Source organism: Ketobacter alkanivorans, assembly GCF_002863865.1.
Lineage (GTDB): Bacteria > Pseudomonadota > Gammaproteobacteria > Pseudomonadales > Ketobacteraceae > Ketobacter > Ketobacter alkanivorans.
Genome location: NZ_CP022684.1, coordinates 1,462,694 through 1,478,474, shown reverse-complemented (window position 1 = coordinate 1,478,474; position 15,781 = coordinate 1,462,694). Strand labels below are relative to the sequence as shown.

Here is a 15,781-nt window from a genome sequence, read left to right as displayed (position 1 = left end):
AGGCGATGCAAAACCAGAAGATTCGTATTCGCTTAAAAGCGTTTGATCATAAATTGATTGATCAGTCGGCGCTTGAGATCGTGGAGACGGCGAAACGTACAGGGGCGCAAGTGCGCGGCCCCATCCCTCTGCCTACTCGCAAAGAGCATTTTACCGTGTTGGTTTCACCGCACGTAAATAAAGATGCGCGTGATCAGTACGAGATTCGTACTCACAAGCGAATGGTCGATATTGTAGAGCCCACTGATAAAACCGTTGATGCCCTGATGAAGCTGGATTTGGCTGCAGGCGTTGATGTTCAAATCTCACTGGGTTGATCGTGCTCATAAGCAGCATGGCATAAGAGGTTAATGATATGGCAATCGGTCTAGTCGGACGAAAATGTGGCATGACCCGTATCTTCACTGAAGACGGCGTGTCCATTCCAGTTACCGTGATTGAAGTTGAGCCTAACCGGGTTACCCAGGTTAAGGCCGTTGATACCGATGGTTATTCTGCAGTGCAGATTACCACTGGTGCTCGCAAGGCTTCACGAGTTTCCAAATCAGCAGCTGGTCACTTTGCGAAAGCAGAGGCGGAGGCTGGTCGTGGTTTGTGGGAGTTCCGTCTGTCGGAGGAAGAGCTGGCAGGCTACAAAGTGGGTGACGCAATCGAAGTTGGCTTGTTTGAAGCCGGCGCTATGGTTGATGTTACTGGCACTTCCAAGGGTAAAGGATTCGCTGGAACCATCAAGCGTTGGAATTTTAAGGGTCAGGACGCGACGCATGGTAATTCATTGTCGCACCGCGTTCCTGGATCTATCGGTCAGAACCAGACTCCCGGTCGTGTTTTTAAAGGTAAAAAGATGGCAGGGCACATGGGTAGCCGTAAAACAACCGTCCAATCTCTGGAGATTGTGCGCGTAGATGCTGAAAGAAATCTTCTTTTAGTGAAAGGCGCGGTCCCAGGAGCTGCTGGCAACGATGTTATCGTTAGCCCGGCGGTTAAAGGTTAAGCCAAAGAGGATTAGCGGATGAATCTGAATATTGCCTCTGGCGGAACTGTGACTGTGTCAGAAGTGGCGTTTGCCAAAGAGTTTAATGAGCCCCTCGTTCATCAGGTTGTGACTGCGTTCATGGCTGGTGGTCGTCAAGGCTCTAAAGCACAGAAAAGTCGTTCCGAAGTGAGTGGTGGCGGCAAGAAGCCTTGGCGCCAAAAGGGTACTGGCCGTGCGCGTGCTGGTACTATCCGAAGCCCGATATGGCGTAGTGGTGGTGTTACATTTGCTGCTTCACCAAGAGACTACAGTCAGAAAGTGAATCGAAAAATGTATCGTGGTGCTATGCGCTGCATACTTTCTGAGCTGGTTCGTCAGGATCGATTGGTAGTGGTTGATGCGTTCGAGCTGGACGCACCAAAAACTAAGCTTATGGCTGCGCGGTTGAAAGAGTTAAGTGCTGAAGGTGCGTTGGTTATTGCTGGCGAGGTAAGCGAGAACGTTTATCTGGCTGCTCGTAACTTGCCAAAAGTCAATGTGTGCGACGCGCAGGCGGTTGATCCCGTTAGCTTGATTGCTCACGAAAAGGTTGTGGTGACTGTTGATGCGCTTAAGAAACTTGAGGAGCTGTTGGCATGAACCAAGAACGAATTTTTAAAGTGTTGAGCGCGCCTCATATATCTGAGAAGGCGACGGTTGTTTCTGATAAGCACAACCAGATCGTGTTCAAGGTCGCCAAGGACGCTACCAAAGCAGAAATCAAAGCTGCTGTGGAACAGTTGTGGGAAGTGAAGGTTAAATCTGTTCGGACTCTGGTCATGAAAGGTAAAACCAAGCGCTTCGGTCGTGGCATGGGTAAACGTGCTGATTGGAAAAAAGCCTATGTCTCCCTGCAAGACGGCTTTGATATTGATTTCCTTGGCGCAGAGTGAGTGAGGAGTAAAGCTAATGGCATTGGTTAAAGCTAAACCTACATCTCCCGGTCGCCGCTTTGTTGTAAAAGTAGTTAATCCGGATTTGCACAAGGGTGCTCCTCACGGCCCGCTACTGGATAAGAACTCCAAAAAAGGCGGTCGTAACAATACTGGTCGAATTACTACTCGTCACAAGGGTGGTGGTCACAAGCAGCATTACCGTATTGTTGATTTTAAAAGAAATAAAGACGGTGTCCCTGGTGTTGTTGAGCGATTGGAGTATGATCCAAACCGTTCCGCAAACTTGGCGCTGGTGAAGTATGCTGATGGTGAGCGTAGATATATTATTGCTGCCAAAGGTGTTGCTGCTGGAACTGCTGTGTTCTCTGGTCAGGATGCGCCAATAAAAGTTGGTAATTGTCTGCCATTGCGCAACATCCCCGTTGGTAGTGTTGTTCATTGTATCGAGCTAAAGCCTGGTAAGGGCGCGCAAATGGTACGAAGTGCAGGTGGATCAGCGCAGCTGCTGGCTCGTGACGGTGCGTATGTGACTTTGCGCCTTCGTTCAGGAGAGATGCGCAAGGTTCTTGCGGATTGCAGAGCAACTATCGGCGAAGTAGGAAATTCTGAGCACAGCTTGGCCTCTCTTGGTAAGGCTGGTGCAAAAAGATGGCGTGGTGTAAGACCTACTGTACGTGGTGTGGCTATGAACCCTGTTGATCACCCGCACGGTGGTGGTGAAGGTAGGACTTCAGGTGGTCGTCATCCGGTAACTCCCTGGGGTGTCTCTACTAAGGGTCACAAGACACGCAAGAATAAGCGCACGAACAAGTTGATTGTTCGACGTCGCGGTGCGAAATCGTAATACGGATTAAGAGGTATTAATTGTGCCACGTTCATTAAAGAAAGGTCCGTTCATCGACGAACATCTTTTGAGAAAAGTGGAAGAAGCTGTCGAGACTAACAGTCGTAAACCAATCAAGACCTGGTCGCGACGCTCCATTATTCTTCCAGATATGGTGGGCTTGACAATAGCGGTTCACAATGGTCGCCAACATGTTCCAGTAATGGTTTCGGAGCATATGGTGGGTCACAAGTTAGGCGAGTTTGCAGCTACCCGAACTTATCGTGGTCACGCTGCAGACAAGAAAGCTAAACGCTAAGAGGTGCGGTGATGGAAACAGCAGCTAAATTGCGCGGCGCTATGGTGTCTGCCCAAAAAGCACGGTTGGTCGCCGATCAGGTTCGCGGACAAAGTGTCGATCAGGCCTTGAATACCCTGACCTTCAGTCCGAAGAAAGCAGCGCACCTTGTGAAGAAGGTTTTGGAATCGGCAATAGCGAACGCTGAGCACAATGACGGTGCTGACGTTGACGAATTGAAGGTTTCTGAAATTTATGTTGACGAAGGTATGACCATGAAGCGCATCAAGCCACGTGCCAAAGGCCGTGCAGATCGCATCATGAAGCGAACTTGCCATATCACGGTCAAGGTATCTGACAACTAGGAGACAGGCCAGATGGGTCAGAAAGTACATCCGACCGGGATACGTTTGGGCATCGTTAAAAAGCACACCTCTACTTGGTATGCATCGCCTAAACAGTACTCAGGTTATTTGCTAACAGATCTTAAAGTACGCGAATATTTGTTCGATAAGCTGAAGTCTGCTTCTGTAAGTCGAATTGAAATTGAGCGACCCGCAGAGAATGCGCGAATCACAATCAAGACTGCGCGTCCTGGTATCGTGATCGGCAAGAAAGGCGAAGACGTAGAAAAGTTGCGTCGCGAGCTTTCTCAGATGATGGGCGTGCCTGTCCACGTGAACATCGAAGAAGTTCGAAAGCCTGAGCTTGACGCTCGCTTGGTTGCGGAAAGTATCGCTTCTCAGCTGGAGCGCCGGGTGATGTTCCGTCGAGCGATGAAGCGTGCTGTACAAAACGCTATTCGCCTCGGAGCCAAAGGTATCAAGGTGCAGGTTTCTGGCCGCTTGGGTGGTGCTGAGATCGCTCGTACAGAGTGGTATCGCGAAGGTCGTGTTCCTCTGCATACGTTGCGTGCGGATATCGATTATTCAACTGCGCGAGCTGAGACTACTTACGGTACTATCGGCGTCAAGGTATGGATCTTCAAAGGCGAGATACTGGATGGTGATCTGGAGCAGCCTGAAGAGCAGAAAGCCAGCGCACCAAAACGAACACGTGCTAGCTAAGGGTCAGAGACATGTTACAGCCTAAACGCACTAAATTTAGAAAGCAGCATAAGGGCCGCAACCGAGGTCTGGCGCAAGCCGGCAACAAGGTTTCATTCGGGACTATCGGTTTGAAAGCCGTCAGTCGTGGTCGCCTTACAGCTCGTCAGATCGAAGCCGCTCGTCGAGCTATGACTCGTCATGTGAAGCGTGGTGGTAAGATCTGGATTCGCGTATTTCCCGACAAGCCAATCACTGAGAAGCCGTTGGAAGTACGTCAAGGTAAAGGTAAAGGTAACGTTGAATACTGGGTTGCAGAGATTCGCCCAGGAAAAATGTTGTACGAGATGGAAGGTGTAAGCGAAGACATCGCTCGTGAGGCCTTCACGCTGGCGGCGGCTAAGCTGCCCATCAAAACCACAGTTGTTACGCGGACGGTGATGTGATGAGCGCGAATGATTTAAGGCAGAAAAACGAGTCTGAGCTCAACGAGCATTTGTTGGGGCTTCTGCGCGAGCAGTTTGAAAACCGCATGAAGCTGGCCACAGGTCAGTTGGGCCAGTCCCACGTCATGAAAAAAACTCGTCGCGAAATTGCTCGTACAAAGACAATTTTGGCTGAGATTAAGCAGGGTAATTGAGAATGACAGAGCAAGCTACTGCGACTAAGAAGCGCACTCATACTGGCCTGGTTGTCAGTGACAAAGGTGACAAGTCTGTTACCGTGATGGTGGAGCGCAAAGTAAAGCACCCTGTTTATGGCAAGTTCGTGAAGCGTTCTACTAAGTTTCATGCTCATGATGAAACCAACGAGTGCAACACCGGCGACATCGTTACTATTGAAGAATGTCGTCCATTGTCTAAAACCAAGTGCTGGCGCTTGGTGAGCATTGACGAAAGGGCAAAGAGCTAAGGTTACTTAGCTGCTCTTTACTATTTAATTTGGAGACTGGCAATGATTCAGACCCAAACCGTATTGCAGGTTGCTGATAACAGCGGTGCTCGCCGGGTACAGTGTATAAAAGTACTAGGTGGTTCTCATCGCCGTTACGCGAGAATCGGAGACGTCATCAAGGTGTCTGTGAAAGAAGCGATTCCTCGCGGTAAAGTTAAAAAAGGCGACGTGATGAACGCCGTTGTTGTTCGGACTTGTCAAGGCGTTCGTCGCCAAGATGGTTCTTTGATCCGCTTCGACGAGAACGCTGCAGTGTTGTTGAACAATAACCGTCAGCCTATCGGTACTCGTATCTTTGGGCCAGTGACTCGGGAACTTCGTGGCGATCAGTTCATGAAGATCATATCCTTGGCCCCCGAAGTGCTGTAAGGCTAAGAGGTATTAGAGATGCTGAAGATCAAAAGAAACGATGAAGTAGTGGTAATTGCCGGTCGCGATAAAGGCAAGCGTGGTAAAGTGTTAAAAGTACTGGAAGGCAAGTTGTTGATTGGCGGTGTGAATATCGTTAAGAAGCATCAGAAGCCGAACCCTCAGAAGGGTGCACCCGGTGGTATTGTCGAGAAAGAAGCACCGATTCAGGCTTCTAACGTCGCAATTTTTAACCCGCAAACCCAGAAAGCGGATCGCGTTGGTTTCAAATTCCTGGAAGATGGCAAAAAGGTTCGTTGCTTTAAGTCTACGAACGAAGTCATTGAGGATAAGGCGTAAGCCTTAAAAGGTATCGGGTTATAGCAATGAGCAGATTGAAAGAAGTCTACAAAAACGAAGTCGTGTCCCAGCTGCAGCAGCAATTCGGATACAAAAGCGTTATGGAAGTGCCTAAGATCACCAAGATCACCCTCAATATGGGTGTAGGTGAAGCCTCTCAAGATAAAAAGGCCATCGACGGTGCCGTAGCAGATTTGTCACTGATTACAGGTCAGAAGCCTTTGGTAACTAAGGCTCGCAAATCGGTTGCAGGCTTTAAGATTCGTGAAGGTTGGCCCATTGGTGCCAAGGTTACTTTGCGCGGCGAGCGTATGTACGAGTTTCTTGATCGTCTTGTCTCTATGGCAATCCCCCGAATTCGCGATTTCCGTGGTTTGAATCCCAGATCGTTCGATGGTCAGGGTAACTATAGTATGGGTGTGAAGGAACAGATTGTGTTTCCTGAAATCGACTACGACAAGATCGATAAGATCCGTGGTATGGATATCACCATTACTACAACTGCAAAGAATGATGAAGAAGGTCGTGCATTGCTTGAAGCCTTCAAATTCCCGCTCAAGAAATAGGTGATTTATAATGGCAAAAGTATCTATGATGGAGCGCGAAAAGAAGCGCCAGATCGCAGTCGCTAAGTTCGCCAAAAAGCGTGCCGAGCTTAAAGCTATTATCAGCAACCCAGACAGCACTGAAGAAGAGCGATGGGAAGCACAGATTAAGTTGCAGCGTCAGCCGCGTAACGCTTCCAAGGCTCGTTTGCGCAATCGTTGCGGCTTGACTGGTCGCCCACACGGTTTTTACCGCAAGTTTGGTTTGTCGCGTAACAAGTTGCGTGAAGCAGCTATGCGCGGTGATGTGCCAGGTTTGGTAAAATCCAGCTGGTAATTACGGTTAACGGAGAATTTTGAAATGAGTATGCAAGATCCTTTATCGGATATGTTGACCCGGATTCGCAATGGCCAGATGGCTAAGAAAGCGAACGTGGTTATGCCTTCTTCAAAAACCAAAGTGGCCGTAGCCAAAGTGTTGCAGGACGAAGGTTATATCGCTGGTTTTTCTGTTGATGGTGAGAAGCTTCCAGAGCTCACAGTGCAATTGAAATATTTTGAAGGCAAGCCAGTAATTGATGAGATCAAGCGTGTTAGTCGCCCTGGTCTGCGAATATATAAATCCAATGACAGCATACCCAAAGTTATGGGTGGCCTTGGTGTGGCGATTGTGTCCACCGATAAAGGCGTTATGACTGATCGAGCTGCTCGCGCTGCAGGCGTTGGTGGCGAAGTGCTGTGTTACGTATCTTAATAGGTGGTCGGCAATGTCTCGAGTAGCTAAGAGCCCGGTAGATATCCCATCAGGGGTTGATATCAAAGTAAATGGGCAGGAGCTTGTAGTTAAAGGCTCGAAAGGCGAGCTTAAGCTCGACCTGAATCCGCTAGTTGCGGTTGAATTAGATGGCAGTCAGGCGATTGTTAAACCAGTTCAGGAAAGTCAGCAGTCCTGGGCAATGGCTGGAACATTCCGGTCGTTGGTAAATAACATGGTGCTTGGTGTTAGTAATGGCTTTGAGCGGAAACTTGAACTGATTGGTGTTGGTTACAGAGCGCAAGCTAAGGGTAATACCTTAAGTTTGACTCTGGGTTTTTCTCACCCTGTTGAGTATGAATTGCCAGCCGGTGTAACTGCTGAAACGCCAAGCCAGACTGAGGTTGTTCTGAAAAGCGCTGATAAACAGCTGCTAGGACAAGTTGCAGCAAACGTACGTAGTTTCCGTCCGCCAGAGCCCTATAAAGGCAAAGGCGTAAGGTATTCTGACGAGCATGTGCTTCGTAAAGAAGCCAAGAAAAAATAATCGGTGAGATGACAGTAGCCATGAACGATAAAAAATTCGCGCGACTGCGCCGGGCGAAGCGCACCAGAATGAAGATTCGTGAGTTGGGTGAAACCCGACTGACAGTTAACCGCACTAGCCAACACATATACGCTCAAGTCATCAGCACTGATGGCAGTAGTGTAATTGCAAGTGCCTCCACTAACGAGAAAGGTTTCCAAGGCGGCACCAGCAATAAAGACGCTGCAGCTGCTGTTGGTAAACTGATTGCAGAACGCGCTAAAGAAAAAGGCGTTGGTAAGGTAGCCTTTGATCGCTCCGGATTCAAATATCACGGTCGGGTGCAAGCGTTGGCAGAAGCTGCTCGTGAAGGCGGCCTTGAGTTTTAAAGGGTATTAAGATGGCTAAAGTTGAAGATAAAAACGAAGGTTTACAAGAAAAGTTAGTTCAAGTAAACCGCGTAGCAAAAGTTGTTAAAGGCGGACGTATTTTCGGTTTTACAGCTTTGACAGTTGTTGGCGATGGTAACGGCAAAGTAGGCTTTGGTAGCGGAAAGGCCCGTGAAGTTCCAGTGGCAATTCAGAAAGCGTTGGAAGCCGCTCGACGTAACATGGTTTCAGTTGAACTGAACGGAACTACGCTTCAGCATCAGATTAAAGCTCAGCATGGTTCGTCCAAGGTTTATCTTCAGCCTGCTTCCGACGGTACCGGTATCATTGCTGGCGGTGCGATGCGCGCCGTATTAGAGGTTGCGGGTGTTCATAACGTGTTGGCGAAGTGCTACGGCTCAACCAATCCAATGAATGTTGTACGAGCAACCGTTAAAGGTTTGGCATCCATGAAGTCTCCGGAAGATGTTGCTGCCAAGCGTGGTAAAAGCGTAGAAGAAATTCTAGGGTAATCGTCATGAGCAAAAGCACTATAAAAGTGACTCTGACCAAAAGCACAATTGGTCGCATCGAAAGCCATAAGGCATGTGTACGAGGCCTCGGCTTACGTCGCATAGGTCACACCGTTGAAGTAGAAGACACGCCAGCTGTTCGCGGTATGGTGAATAAAGTTTACTACATGGTTCGTGTTGAGGGTTAATAACATGAGATTGAACAGTATTGGTCCTGCGGCCGGATCTAAGCCTGCGGCAAAACGACGTGGTCGTGGCATAGGCAGTGGTCTGGGAAAAACTGGTGGTCGTGGCGTTAAAGGGCAAACTTCTAGATCTGGTGGCGGTATAAAGCCCGGTTTTGAGGGCGGCCAGATGCCTATTCAGCGTCGATTGCCTAAATTCGGTTTCACTTCTCAGAAATCGTTGATTCGAGAAGAAGTTCGATTGTCCGAGTTGGCAAAAGTAACCAGCGACGTTGTCGATATTGATGCACTGAAGGCGGCAGGTGTAATTCGTCGCAGCACTAAATATGTAAAAGTTGTACTGTCCGGTGATATCACCAAGGCAGTAACCTTGAAAGGCGTTCCTGCTACTAAGGGCGCTAAAGCAGCAATCGAAGCTGCTGGCGGAAAAATAGAGGAATAATATGGCAGCCAAGCCCCAACAGGCCGGTATGCCGAATATGAAAGGAGCGGGAATGGGCGAGCTTTGGGCTCGCCTAAAATTCTTGTTTTTCGCGATTCTAGTTTATCGAATTGGCGCTCATATTCCGGTACCAGGCATCGACCCAATCCAGTTACAGAATTTATTCAAGCAACAACAGGACACAATCCTGAGTTTGTTTAACATGTTCTCTGGTGGGGCTTTGGAGCGCATGTCTATATTGGCGCTGGGTATCATGCCCTACATCTCGGCGTCTATTATCATGCAGCTTTTATCTGCAGTGAGTCCTCAGCTTGAGCAGTTAAAAAAAGAAGGTGAAGCTGGTCGCCGCAAGATATCTCAGTACACCCGTTACGGAACATTGGGATTGGCCACCTTGCAGTCGCTTGGCATGGCAATGGCGCTACAAACGCAAGGGATCACCTTAACGGTCGGATTCTCGTGGTTGTTTCCTGCTGTAGTAACGTTGACCACCGGTACGATGTTTCTGATGTGGTTGGGTGAGCAAGTTACCGAGCGCGGAATCGGTAACGGTATATCGATGATCATCTTTGCCGGTATCGTCGCAGGCTTACCACAGGCTATCGGTCAGGCCCTGGAAGCGACTCGACAGGGCGAGTTAAATGTAGCAGTTCTGCTGATTTTGGGTATTGTCGCCGTAATTACTGTGTTTTTTGTGGTGTTTATGGAGCGCGCTCAACGCAGAATTACTATAGAATACGCGCGTCGTCAGCAGGGTAGGAAGGTATTTGCAGCCCAGCGTTCTCATCTGCCTTTGAAAATTAATATGGCAGGCGTGATACCACCTATTTTTGCAACCAGTATTCTGTTGTTCCCAGCAAGTATTGGTCAGTGGTTTGGCGAAAATGAAAATATGGCCTGGTTGCAGGAAGTGTCTCTGGCTTTGGGGCCGGGTCAGCCGCTGTATCTATTGCTTTTTGCTCTTTTGATTGTGTTTTTCTGCTACTTCTACACGGCGATTATGTTTAATCCCCGAGATGTTGCGGATAATTTGAAAAAATCTGGTGCATTTGTTCCCGGGATTCGACCAGGCGAGCAAACGGCCAAGTACATTGACGGGGTGTTGGGGCGCTTAACGCTGGTTGGCGCGATCTATATAACGTTAGTGTGTTTATTGCCCCAAGGGCTGCAGGCTTTCGGTAACGTACCATTCTATTTGGGCGGGACCTCCCTGTTGATCGTGGTGGTTGTGGTAATGGACTTTATGGCGCAGGTGCAAAGTCACCTGATGTCCAAGCAATACGAGTCCTTGATGAAGAAAGCAAACCTGAAAGGCTATGGCGGAACCGGCCTAGTTCGTTAAGGTTTAACCTAAGCTTGTTTGGAGTTTGACATGAAAGTTCAGGCATCAGTTAAGAAGATTTGTCGTAACTGCAAAATCGTACGCCGCAAGGGCTCCGTACGGGTAATTTGTAGTTCTGAGCCCCGTCACAAGCAGCGTCAGGGCTAATATTTAACCTTCGTGATAAGACAAAGATCTATTTAGTTGATTTTTGTGGGCTGTGAAGATATTCTTTGCGCCCTTTCGCGGCTGATAAACAGTTTTTAAGCTCGAGTAAATGGAGTAAGTTGGATGGCCCGTATAGCAGGCGTCAATATTCCTGATAACAAACATGCGGTTATATCTCTGACCTATATCTTTGGTATCGGGAACACAAAGGCACAAGCCATTTGTGCAGCAGTTGGTATAAACCCAGCTACCAAGATTAGAGAGTTGACGGATGAGCAACTTGACGCGGTACGTAACGAAGTAGCCGGTCACCCTACAGAAGGTGATTTGCGTCGTGAAGTGTCGATGAACATCAAGCGTCTGATGGATCTGGGTTGCTACCGTGGTCTGCGTCACCGTCGCAGCTTGCCCGTTCGTGGACAGCGCACTAAGACCAATGCGCGTACCCGTAAAGGGCCACGTAAAGCAATTCGTAAGTAAAGCGTAACGTTCAGGAATCAGTTAAATGGCTAAGGCTAAAGCAACAGCGCGTACGCGTAAGAAAGTTAAGAAGTCAGTTGTTGATGGTGTGGCGCACATTCACGCTTCCTTCAACAACACCATCATTACTCTGTCAGACCGTCAAGGCAACGCCCTCTCTTGGGCTACTGCTGGTGGTTGCGGTTTTAGGGGGTCTCGTAAGAGCACGCCTTTCGCCGCACAGGTAGCAGCTGAAAAAGCTGGCTTGGCTGCGCAAGAGTATGGTTTGAAGAATCTTGAAGTGATGGTTAAGGGCCCAGGCCCTGGTCGCGAGTCCGCGGTACGTGCTCTGCATTCTTGTGGCTATAAAATTAACAGTATTACTGACGTGACTCCCATTCCACACAATGGTTGTCGTCCACCTAAGAAACGTCGAGTTTAATGGGAGTCCTATAAATGGCTAGGTACTTAGGCCCTAAATGTAAGTTGTCTCGTCGCGAAGGCACCGATCTTGGTTTGAAGAGTGGTGTTCGTGCGTATGAGAACAAGTGCCGCTCTGAGAAAGCTCCCGGTATGCACGGTGAGCGTCGTGGTCGTTTGTCTGACTACGGTACACAGTTGCGTGAGAAGCAAAAAGTTCGTCGTATATACGGCGTGCTAGAGCGTCAGTTCCGAAATTATTACACTGAAGCAGCGCGTCAGAAAGGCGCCACAGGTGAGAATTTGCTTCAGTTGCTGGAAGGTCGTCTGGATAACGTGGTTTACCGTATGGGCTTCGGCTCAACGCGTTCTGAAGCCCGTCAGTTGGTCAGCCACAAAGCGATTATGGTTAATGGTCAAACTGTTAACGTGGCTTCTTTCCAGGTTTCACCTGGTGATGTGGTAGCCGTGCGTGAAAAAGCCAAAAACCAACTGCGCGTTAGCGCGGCAATGGAATTGGCGGAACAGCGTGGGTTTGCGTCCTGGGTAGAAGTGGATACCAAGAAGAAAGAAGGTGTTTTCAAGGCTGTACCAGAGCGTACTGATCTTCCCTCAGAACTCAACGAAAACCTAATCGTAGAGCTTTATTCTAAGTAATAAATAAGCAAAAGGTTGAGGTGGTACTCTATATGCAACGCTCTGTTAATGAGTTTTTAACACCAAGGACTATCGGTGTTCAGGAAATTAACGAAACCCATGCAAAGGTCACGTTAGAACCTTTGGAAAGGGGCTTCGGACACACTCTGGGCAATGCGCTGCGTCGTATTTTATTGTCCAGCATGCCTGGGGCAGCAGTAACAGAAGTTGAGATTGATGGCGTAGTTCATGAGTACAGTACGCTTGAAGGTGTTCAAGAGGACGTTATTGACATCCTGTTGAACCTCAAGAATCTCGCTGTTCGTTTGAATGAAAAAAGTGAAGCATTATTGAGTATCAACAAGGAAGGTCCCGGCATTGTTACCGCTGGCGATATTCTGTTGGACCACGATGTTGAGATCATGAACAAAGAGTTGGTTATCGCCAACTTGAGTGCTGGCACCAAGCTGAATATGAAGCTTCGTATTCAGAAGGGTCGCGGTTATGAGCCAGCCGACGGACGTGATAGTGAAGAAGAGACGCGTGGCGTTGGTCGCCTGCAACTGGATGCGACATATTCGCCAATTCGTCGAGTAGCCTATGTTGTTGAGAGTGCGCGGGTAGAGCAGCGTACCGATCTGGATAAGCTGGTTATCGATCTTGAGACTAACGGCACTATCGATGCGGAAGACGCTATTCGCCGAGCGGCCACTATTCTGCAGCAGCAATTGGCCGTGTTTGTGGATCTTGAGAAAGAGTCAGAGCCGCAGAAGGTTGAAGAACGCGATGAGATTGATCCGATTTTGTTGCGTCCAGTAGATGATCTTGAGCTTACCGTTCGCTCCGCGAATTGCTTGAAAGCAGAGAACGTTTACTATATCGGTGACTTGGTTCAGCGTACAGAAGTTGAGTTGCTGAAAACCCCAAACTTGGGTAAGAAGTCATTGACTGAGATCAAAGACGTATTGGCGTCTAAGGGCCTTTCTCTGGGTATGCGCCTCGAAAATTGGCCTCCTGGCAGTCTGCGTGATGATGAGCGCGTACTGAAGAAACGTTAAACCATTGCTCCGAGCATTCGGGGCCGCAAGTTGTAAAGGAAAAGAGCGATGCGTCACCGTAAAAGTGGTCGTAAATTAAACAGAAACAGCAGCCATCGTAAAGCGATGTTTCGCAACATGGCAGTTTCTCTGGTAGAGCACGAGTTGATCAAAACTACGTTGCCAAAAGCTAAAGAGTTGCGTCGTCATGCAGAGCCTCTGATTACTTTGGCAAAGAGTGACAGTGTAGCTAACCGCCGTTTGGCCTTTGCTCGTACTCGTAGCAAAGAAGCGGTTGGAAAGCTGTTTACTGATCTTGGTCCCCGCTACAAGGAGCGACCCGGTGGCTATATTCGCATTCTAAAATGCGGATTCCGTGCCGGTGATAAAGCACCTATGGCTTATGTTGAGCTGGTTGATCGCCCAATTGCTGCAGAAGCGGTTGAGTTGGACGACGAATAGGTCGAGCTGTTGCCAAAAAAAAGCCCGGTCATGACCGGGCTTTTTTTATATCCTTGTCCCATCCTGAAATAGGTTCACGCACATGGGGCCTATTTTATGGAAAACACTTTCCACAAACCTGGAATGCGCTAACTCAGCGCGTTTGCAGTCTGGGCTTTGAATTAAGTGTCGTTGAGTCTGTTTAAAAAGGCGAACCGACCTTCAAGCAGGCTCAAAACAAGTGTGGTATTCAAGGCCGTTCTACCGTTTTGGCATTGCTGCGAAAACACGGTAAGCTGGACTGGTCTCAGCCAGCATGACGAACCACGACTTCTTAAAAAAATTCCCGGAAACGCCAGCCTAACAATTGCAAACGTCTTCGGAAGTCGCTAGAAGACGAGCCCCCTCAAGAATCTGTTGCTCATGTGGTCATCCATCACTCAGGCAGAGGGCTTTAATACTACTCATCGCGGTACTAGGATGAGTTGCGTCGGAATGGCATCAGGCCTTTGATGACAGATGGGTATGGCTGATTGAACGATCTGTGTCCACTTGCAACGAAATAAGGCCGTACTTGAGCCTCGGCATGAAAACGTCAAACGACGTGCACGAAAAAGCGGCTGACTAATGCAGCCGCTTCAATCAAAAACCGTCAACGTATTTTGGACGGGGCCTATAAATAATGGCCTTAGTTGCTCAGTAAAATCACTCCAAAGTCGCTAGGTGTGCCGGACGGTTCGCTTGGGCCTCTTGCAATGGCGTGCAAAACATCGCCACCACTCACCGCGACTCCCTCTAGATTTATTGCAGTTACCCCGCCTGCCAACACTCTGATGTCATACGCTCCTGGTGCAACGGCGACGTAATCCGTAATGTCCCCGAAAGCGAATTCATCTAGCAGAGGTGTCCCAGCGAAGCCTGCTTCTACTTCTGCAGTGGTGTAGCTTCCTGCCGCTGTGATGAATACGTCGACGGTTCCTGCTGCAGGTGCCGCATGGGTCAGCTTAAGGCTTGCTTGGGTAGCGATTGAACGGTTGTTATCTTGGGTGGCAAGTAGTGAGAACGCTGGAGACGTTGTCACCCTGCCCGCGGCGATTACGGTGTACTCGCTGCCTGAAGTCAGGGTGAGATTCGCAGAAGTATATATGCTATCACCGATGGAGTCGGTGTCTGGCGCGACATCGAACAGGTAGTCTCCTGCTGGAGCATTGATATAGCTAGCGGCAGATGGGGTTATGTCGGTGTAGTCGAATGCATCGATTAACTCGAGTGGTGCTATTCCAAGTGCGCTGCTGGTTGCGAAGACTTCAACCGGTCCGCCAGCTGCAGCGGATGCATCGGGTGACGCGTGTACCACTTTGGCGCCAAACTGGGTGTCTGCATCCCTCAGTTCAATGGTGGCAGTGTCTGTAACGGCGAGTATTTTGATCGGTGAGGCGCTATTCTCGGTGTCGTTTTCTGAGTTAACGGCTACCAGCATAATTTTTTGTCCAGAGAAGGGGCTTAGGTCTACCGCTCCGGAGTTGTAGACAACTGTGCTGCCGATCGCTGCCTGGATTTCAACGGTTCCAGTGGGCAGCGCGCCTGCATCGATGCTGTCTTTGAAGTCGAAATTAAACGCAGGCGTATAACCGCTGATGCTGTCACCTGGTGCGGTCAAATAGATATCAACAGCGCCTGCGGCTGATGCACCATGAACCACTACTGTAGCCACCTCTCCATCTGCGGGGGCTGCTGTCGATTCTTGCACTACGATAGGCTCGATGCTGCTTACGGTGTTAAGAGCTATAACAGTGGGGGAGGCATTTTTGTTGATGGCAAAGCCATCCACGTCGATAACGGTGGCGTTGCCTCCTGGAATGATGCCTTCAACTTGTACCCGGTAGCTACCGGCGCGCACGGTTTGGAAACCAGAGCTTTCTGCGTAATCCAGGTTTTCGATACTTGTCTTGCCGTTGAGGATAACATTGACCGGTGGCGCATCTACCGATGCGTGGATAACGCGTAGTTCGCCTTTGGGGAAGAATTTGTCGTATTTTTCGTCATCACAACCGGTGAGTACGAGGGTGGATGCGATGGCGGCACTGAGTGTGGTTATCTTATGCATAGTCGTTCTCCTGTTGGTCTCGGAGCAACCATTGCTCCGAGGCTTGCAGTGACTATGCGCTGGTGCGCGTCAACGTTGCGTGAGTCTGGCGTGAACGAG

General features: G+C 49.1%; 29 protein-coding genes and 1 pseudogene. 29 read left to right on the top strand and 1 reads right to left on the bottom strand.

All coding sequences use genetic code 11. The features are described from left to right. Positions 1–5 precede the first annotated feature (5 nt). The 29 genes and pseudogenes from rpsJ to Kalk_RS06210 all read left to right on the top strand — a co-directional run. On the top strand, positions 6–317 hold the full coding sequence (gene rpsJ / locus Kalk_RS06350) for a 30S ribosomal protein S10 (protein WP_101893402.1): 312 nt from the start codon (positions 6–8) through the stop codon (positions 315–317). Between the two features lie 38 nt (positions 318–355). After that, positions 356–994, top strand: coding sequence for a 50S ribosomal protein L3 (rplC, locus tag Kalk_RS06345; protein WP_101893401.1), 639 nt, complete (start codon positions 356–358; stop codon positions 992–994). 18 nt (positions 995–1,012) lie between these two features. Beyond that, a complete protein-coding gene (rplD, locus tag Kalk_RS06340) occupies positions 1,013–1,615 on the top strand; it encodes a 50S ribosomal protein L4 (protein ID WP_101893400.1) in 603 nt (200 codons plus the stop codon). Further along, complete coding sequence (gene rplW / locus Kalk_RS06335) at positions 1,612–1,908, top strand: 50S ribosomal protein L23 (RefSeq protein ID WP_101893399.1); 297 nt, start codon at positions 1,612–1,614, stop codon at positions 1,906–1,908. The genes rplD and rplW overlap by 4 nt, the downstream gene beginning before the upstream one ends. A gap of 16 nt (positions 1,909–1,924) precedes the next feature. Next, on the top strand, positions 1,925–2,755 hold the full coding sequence (rplB, locus tag Kalk_RS06330) for a 50S ribosomal protein L2 (RefSeq protein WP_101893398.1): 831 nt from the start codon (positions 1,925–1,927) through the stop codon (positions 2,753–2,755). Positions 2,756–2,777: 22 nt separating this feature from the next. Beyond that, on the top strand, positions 2,778–3,053 hold the full coding sequence (gene rpsS, locus Kalk_RS06325; RefSeq protein ID WP_101893397.1) for a 30S ribosomal protein S19: 276 nt from the start codon (positions 2,778–2,780) through the stop codon (positions 3,051–3,053). A gap of 11 nt (positions 3,054–3,064) precedes the next feature. Then, positions 3,065–3,397, top strand: coding sequence for a 50S ribosomal protein L22 (gene rplV / locus Kalk_RS06320; RefSeq protein ID WP_101893396.1), 333 nt, complete (start codon positions 3,065–3,067; stop codon positions 3,395–3,397). 12 nt (positions 3,398–3,409) lie between these two features. Next, a complete protein-coding gene (gene rpsC, locus Kalk_RS06315; protein WP_101893395.1) occupies positions 3,410–4,099 on the top strand; it encodes a 30S ribosomal protein S3 in 690 nt (229 codons plus the stop codon). An 11-nt stretch (positions 4,100–4,110) separates the two neighbouring features. Next, entirely contained in the window at positions 4,111–4,524 is a 414-nt protein-coding gene (rplP, locus tag Kalk_RS06310; protein WP_101893394.1) for a 50S ribosomal protein L16, read from the top strand. Beyond that, positions 4,524–4,718 carry a 50S ribosomal protein L29 gene (gene rpmC / locus Kalk_RS06305; protein ID WP_101893393.1) on the top strand — a complete coding sequence of 65 codons (195 nt, stop codon included), beginning with the start codon at positions 4,524–4,526 and terminating at the stop codon, positions 4,716–4,718. Before rplP ends, rpmC begins: the two co-directional genes overlap by 1 nt. 2 nt (positions 4,719–4,720) lie before the next feature. After that, positions 4,721–4,990 (top strand): 30S ribosomal protein S17, encoded by a 270-nt coding sequence (gene rpsQ, locus Kalk_RS06300; RefSeq protein WP_101893392.1) that lies wholly within the window; start codon positions 4,721–4,723, stop codon positions 4,988–4,990. A 42-nt stretch (positions 4,991–5,032) separates the two neighbouring features. Beyond that, on the top strand, positions 5,033–5,401 hold the full coding sequence (rplN, locus tag Kalk_RS06295; protein WP_101893391.1) for a 50S ribosomal protein L14: 369 nt from the start codon (positions 5,033–5,035) through the stop codon (positions 5,399–5,401). A gap of 18 nt (positions 5,402–5,419) precedes the next feature. Beyond that, positions 5,420–5,740 carry a 50S ribosomal protein L24 gene (rplX, locus tag Kalk_RS06290; RefSeq protein WP_101893390.1) on the top strand — a complete coding sequence of 107 codons (321 nt, stop codon included), beginning with the start codon at positions 5,420–5,422 and terminating at the stop codon, positions 5,738–5,740. Between the two features lie 26 nt (positions 5,741–5,766). Continuing rightward, positions 5,767–6,306 carry a 50S ribosomal protein L5 gene (gene rplE, locus Kalk_RS06285; RefSeq protein WP_101893389.1) on the top strand — a complete coding sequence of 180 codons (540 nt, stop codon included), beginning with the start codon at positions 5,767–5,769 and terminating at the stop codon, positions 6,304–6,306. A gap of 10 nt (positions 6,307–6,316) precedes the next feature. Further along, positions 6,317–6,622 (top strand): 30S ribosomal protein S14, encoded by a 306-nt coding sequence (gene rpsN, locus Kalk_RS06280; protein ID WP_101893388.1) that lies wholly within the window; start codon positions 6,317–6,319, stop codon positions 6,620–6,622. A 24-nt stretch (positions 6,623–6,646) separates the two neighbouring features. After that, on the top strand, positions 6,647–7,039 hold the full coding sequence (rpsH, locus tag Kalk_RS06275; RefSeq protein WP_101893387.1) for a 30S ribosomal protein S8: 393 nt from the start codon (positions 6,647–6,649) through the stop codon (positions 7,037–7,039). A gap of 13 nt (positions 7,040–7,052) precedes the next feature. Continuing rightward, positions 7,053–7,586 carry a 50S ribosomal protein L6 gene (gene rplF / locus Kalk_RS06270; protein ID WP_101893386.1) on the top strand — a complete coding sequence of 178 codons (534 nt, stop codon included), beginning with the start codon at positions 7,053–7,055 and terminating at the stop codon, positions 7,584–7,586. Between the two features lie 20 nt (positions 7,587–7,606). After that, positions 7,607–7,954 (top strand): 50S ribosomal protein L18, encoded by a 348-nt coding sequence (gene rplR / locus Kalk_RS06265; RefSeq protein WP_101896232.1) that lies wholly within the window; start codon positions 7,607–7,609, stop codon positions 7,952–7,954. Positions 7,955–7,965: 11 nt separating this feature from the next. Then, positions 7,966–8,466: a 30S ribosomal protein S5 gene (rpsE, locus tag Kalk_RS06260; protein WP_101893385.1), complete on the top strand. Its 501-nt coding sequence runs from the start codon at positions 7,966–7,968 to the stop codon at positions 8,464–8,466. A gap of 5 nt (positions 8,467–8,471) precedes the next feature. Continuing rightward, complete coding sequence (gene rpmD, locus Kalk_RS06255; RefSeq protein ID WP_101893384.1) at positions 8,472–8,654, top strand: 50S ribosomal protein L30; 183 nt, start codon at positions 8,472–8,474, stop codon at positions 8,652–8,654. 4 nt (positions 8,655–8,658) lie between these two features. Next, positions 8,659–9,093, top strand: coding sequence for a 50S ribosomal protein L15 (gene rplO, locus Kalk_RS06250; protein WP_101893383.1), 435 nt, complete (start codon positions 8,659–8,661; stop codon positions 9,091–9,093). 28 nt (positions 9,094–9,121) lie between these two features. Then, positions 9,122–10,435 carry a preprotein translocase subunit SecY gene (secY, locus tag Kalk_RS06245; RefSeq protein ID WP_324774898.1) on the top strand — a complete coding sequence of 438 codons (1,314 nt, stop codon included), beginning with the start codon at positions 9,122–9,124 and terminating at the stop codon, positions 10,433–10,435. A 30-nt stretch (positions 10,436–10,465) separates the two neighbouring features. Further along, complete coding sequence (gene rpmJ, locus Kalk_RS06240) at positions 10,466–10,582, top strand: 50S ribosomal protein L36 (protein WP_101893381.1); 117 nt, start codon at positions 10,466–10,468, stop codon at positions 10,580–10,582. 123 nt (positions 10,583–10,705) lie between these two features. Then, positions 10,706–11,062 (top strand): 30S ribosomal protein S13, encoded by a 357-nt coding sequence (rpsM, locus tag Kalk_RS06235; protein ID WP_101893380.1) that lies wholly within the window; start codon positions 10,706–10,708, stop codon positions 11,060–11,062. A gap of 25 nt (positions 11,063–11,087) precedes the next feature. Continuing rightward, positions 11,088–11,483, top strand: a complete 396-nt coding sequence (rpsK, locus tag Kalk_RS06230; RefSeq protein ID WP_101893379.1) for a 30S ribosomal protein S11 — start codon at positions 11,088–11,090, stop codon at positions 11,481–11,483. Between the two features lie 14 nt (positions 11,484–11,497). After that, complete coding sequence (gene rpsD, locus Kalk_RS06225) at positions 11,498–12,118, top strand: 30S ribosomal protein S4 (RefSeq protein WP_101893378.1); 621 nt, start codon at positions 11,498–11,500, stop codon at positions 12,116–12,118. A 32-nt stretch (positions 12,119–12,150) separates the two neighbouring features. Continuing rightward, a complete protein-coding gene (locus tag Kalk_RS06220; protein ID WP_101893377.1) occupies positions 12,151–13,155 on the top strand; it encodes a DNA-directed RNA polymerase subunit alpha in 1,005 nt (334 codons plus the stop codon). A 48-nt stretch (positions 13,156–13,203) separates the two neighbouring features. Continuing rightward, complete coding sequence (rplQ, locus tag Kalk_RS06215; protein WP_101893376.1) at positions 13,204–13,596, top strand: 50S ribosomal protein L17; 393 nt, start codon at positions 13,204–13,206, stop codon at positions 13,594–13,596. 149 nt (positions 13,597–13,745) lie between these two features. Beyond that, positions 13,746–13,889, top strand: a pseudogene (locus Kalk_RS06210) (IS3 family transposase); the annotation flags it as partial. Between the two features lie 374 nt (positions 13,890–14,263). Here the strand turns inward: Kalk_RS06210 and Kalk_RS06205 are convergent. Next, entirely contained in the window at positions 14,264–15,682 is a 1,419-nt protein-coding gene (locus Kalk_RS06205) for a DUF4397 domain-containing protein (RefSeq protein ID WP_101893375.1), read from the bottom strand. Between the last annotated feature and the right edge of the window lie 99 nt (positions 15,683–15,781).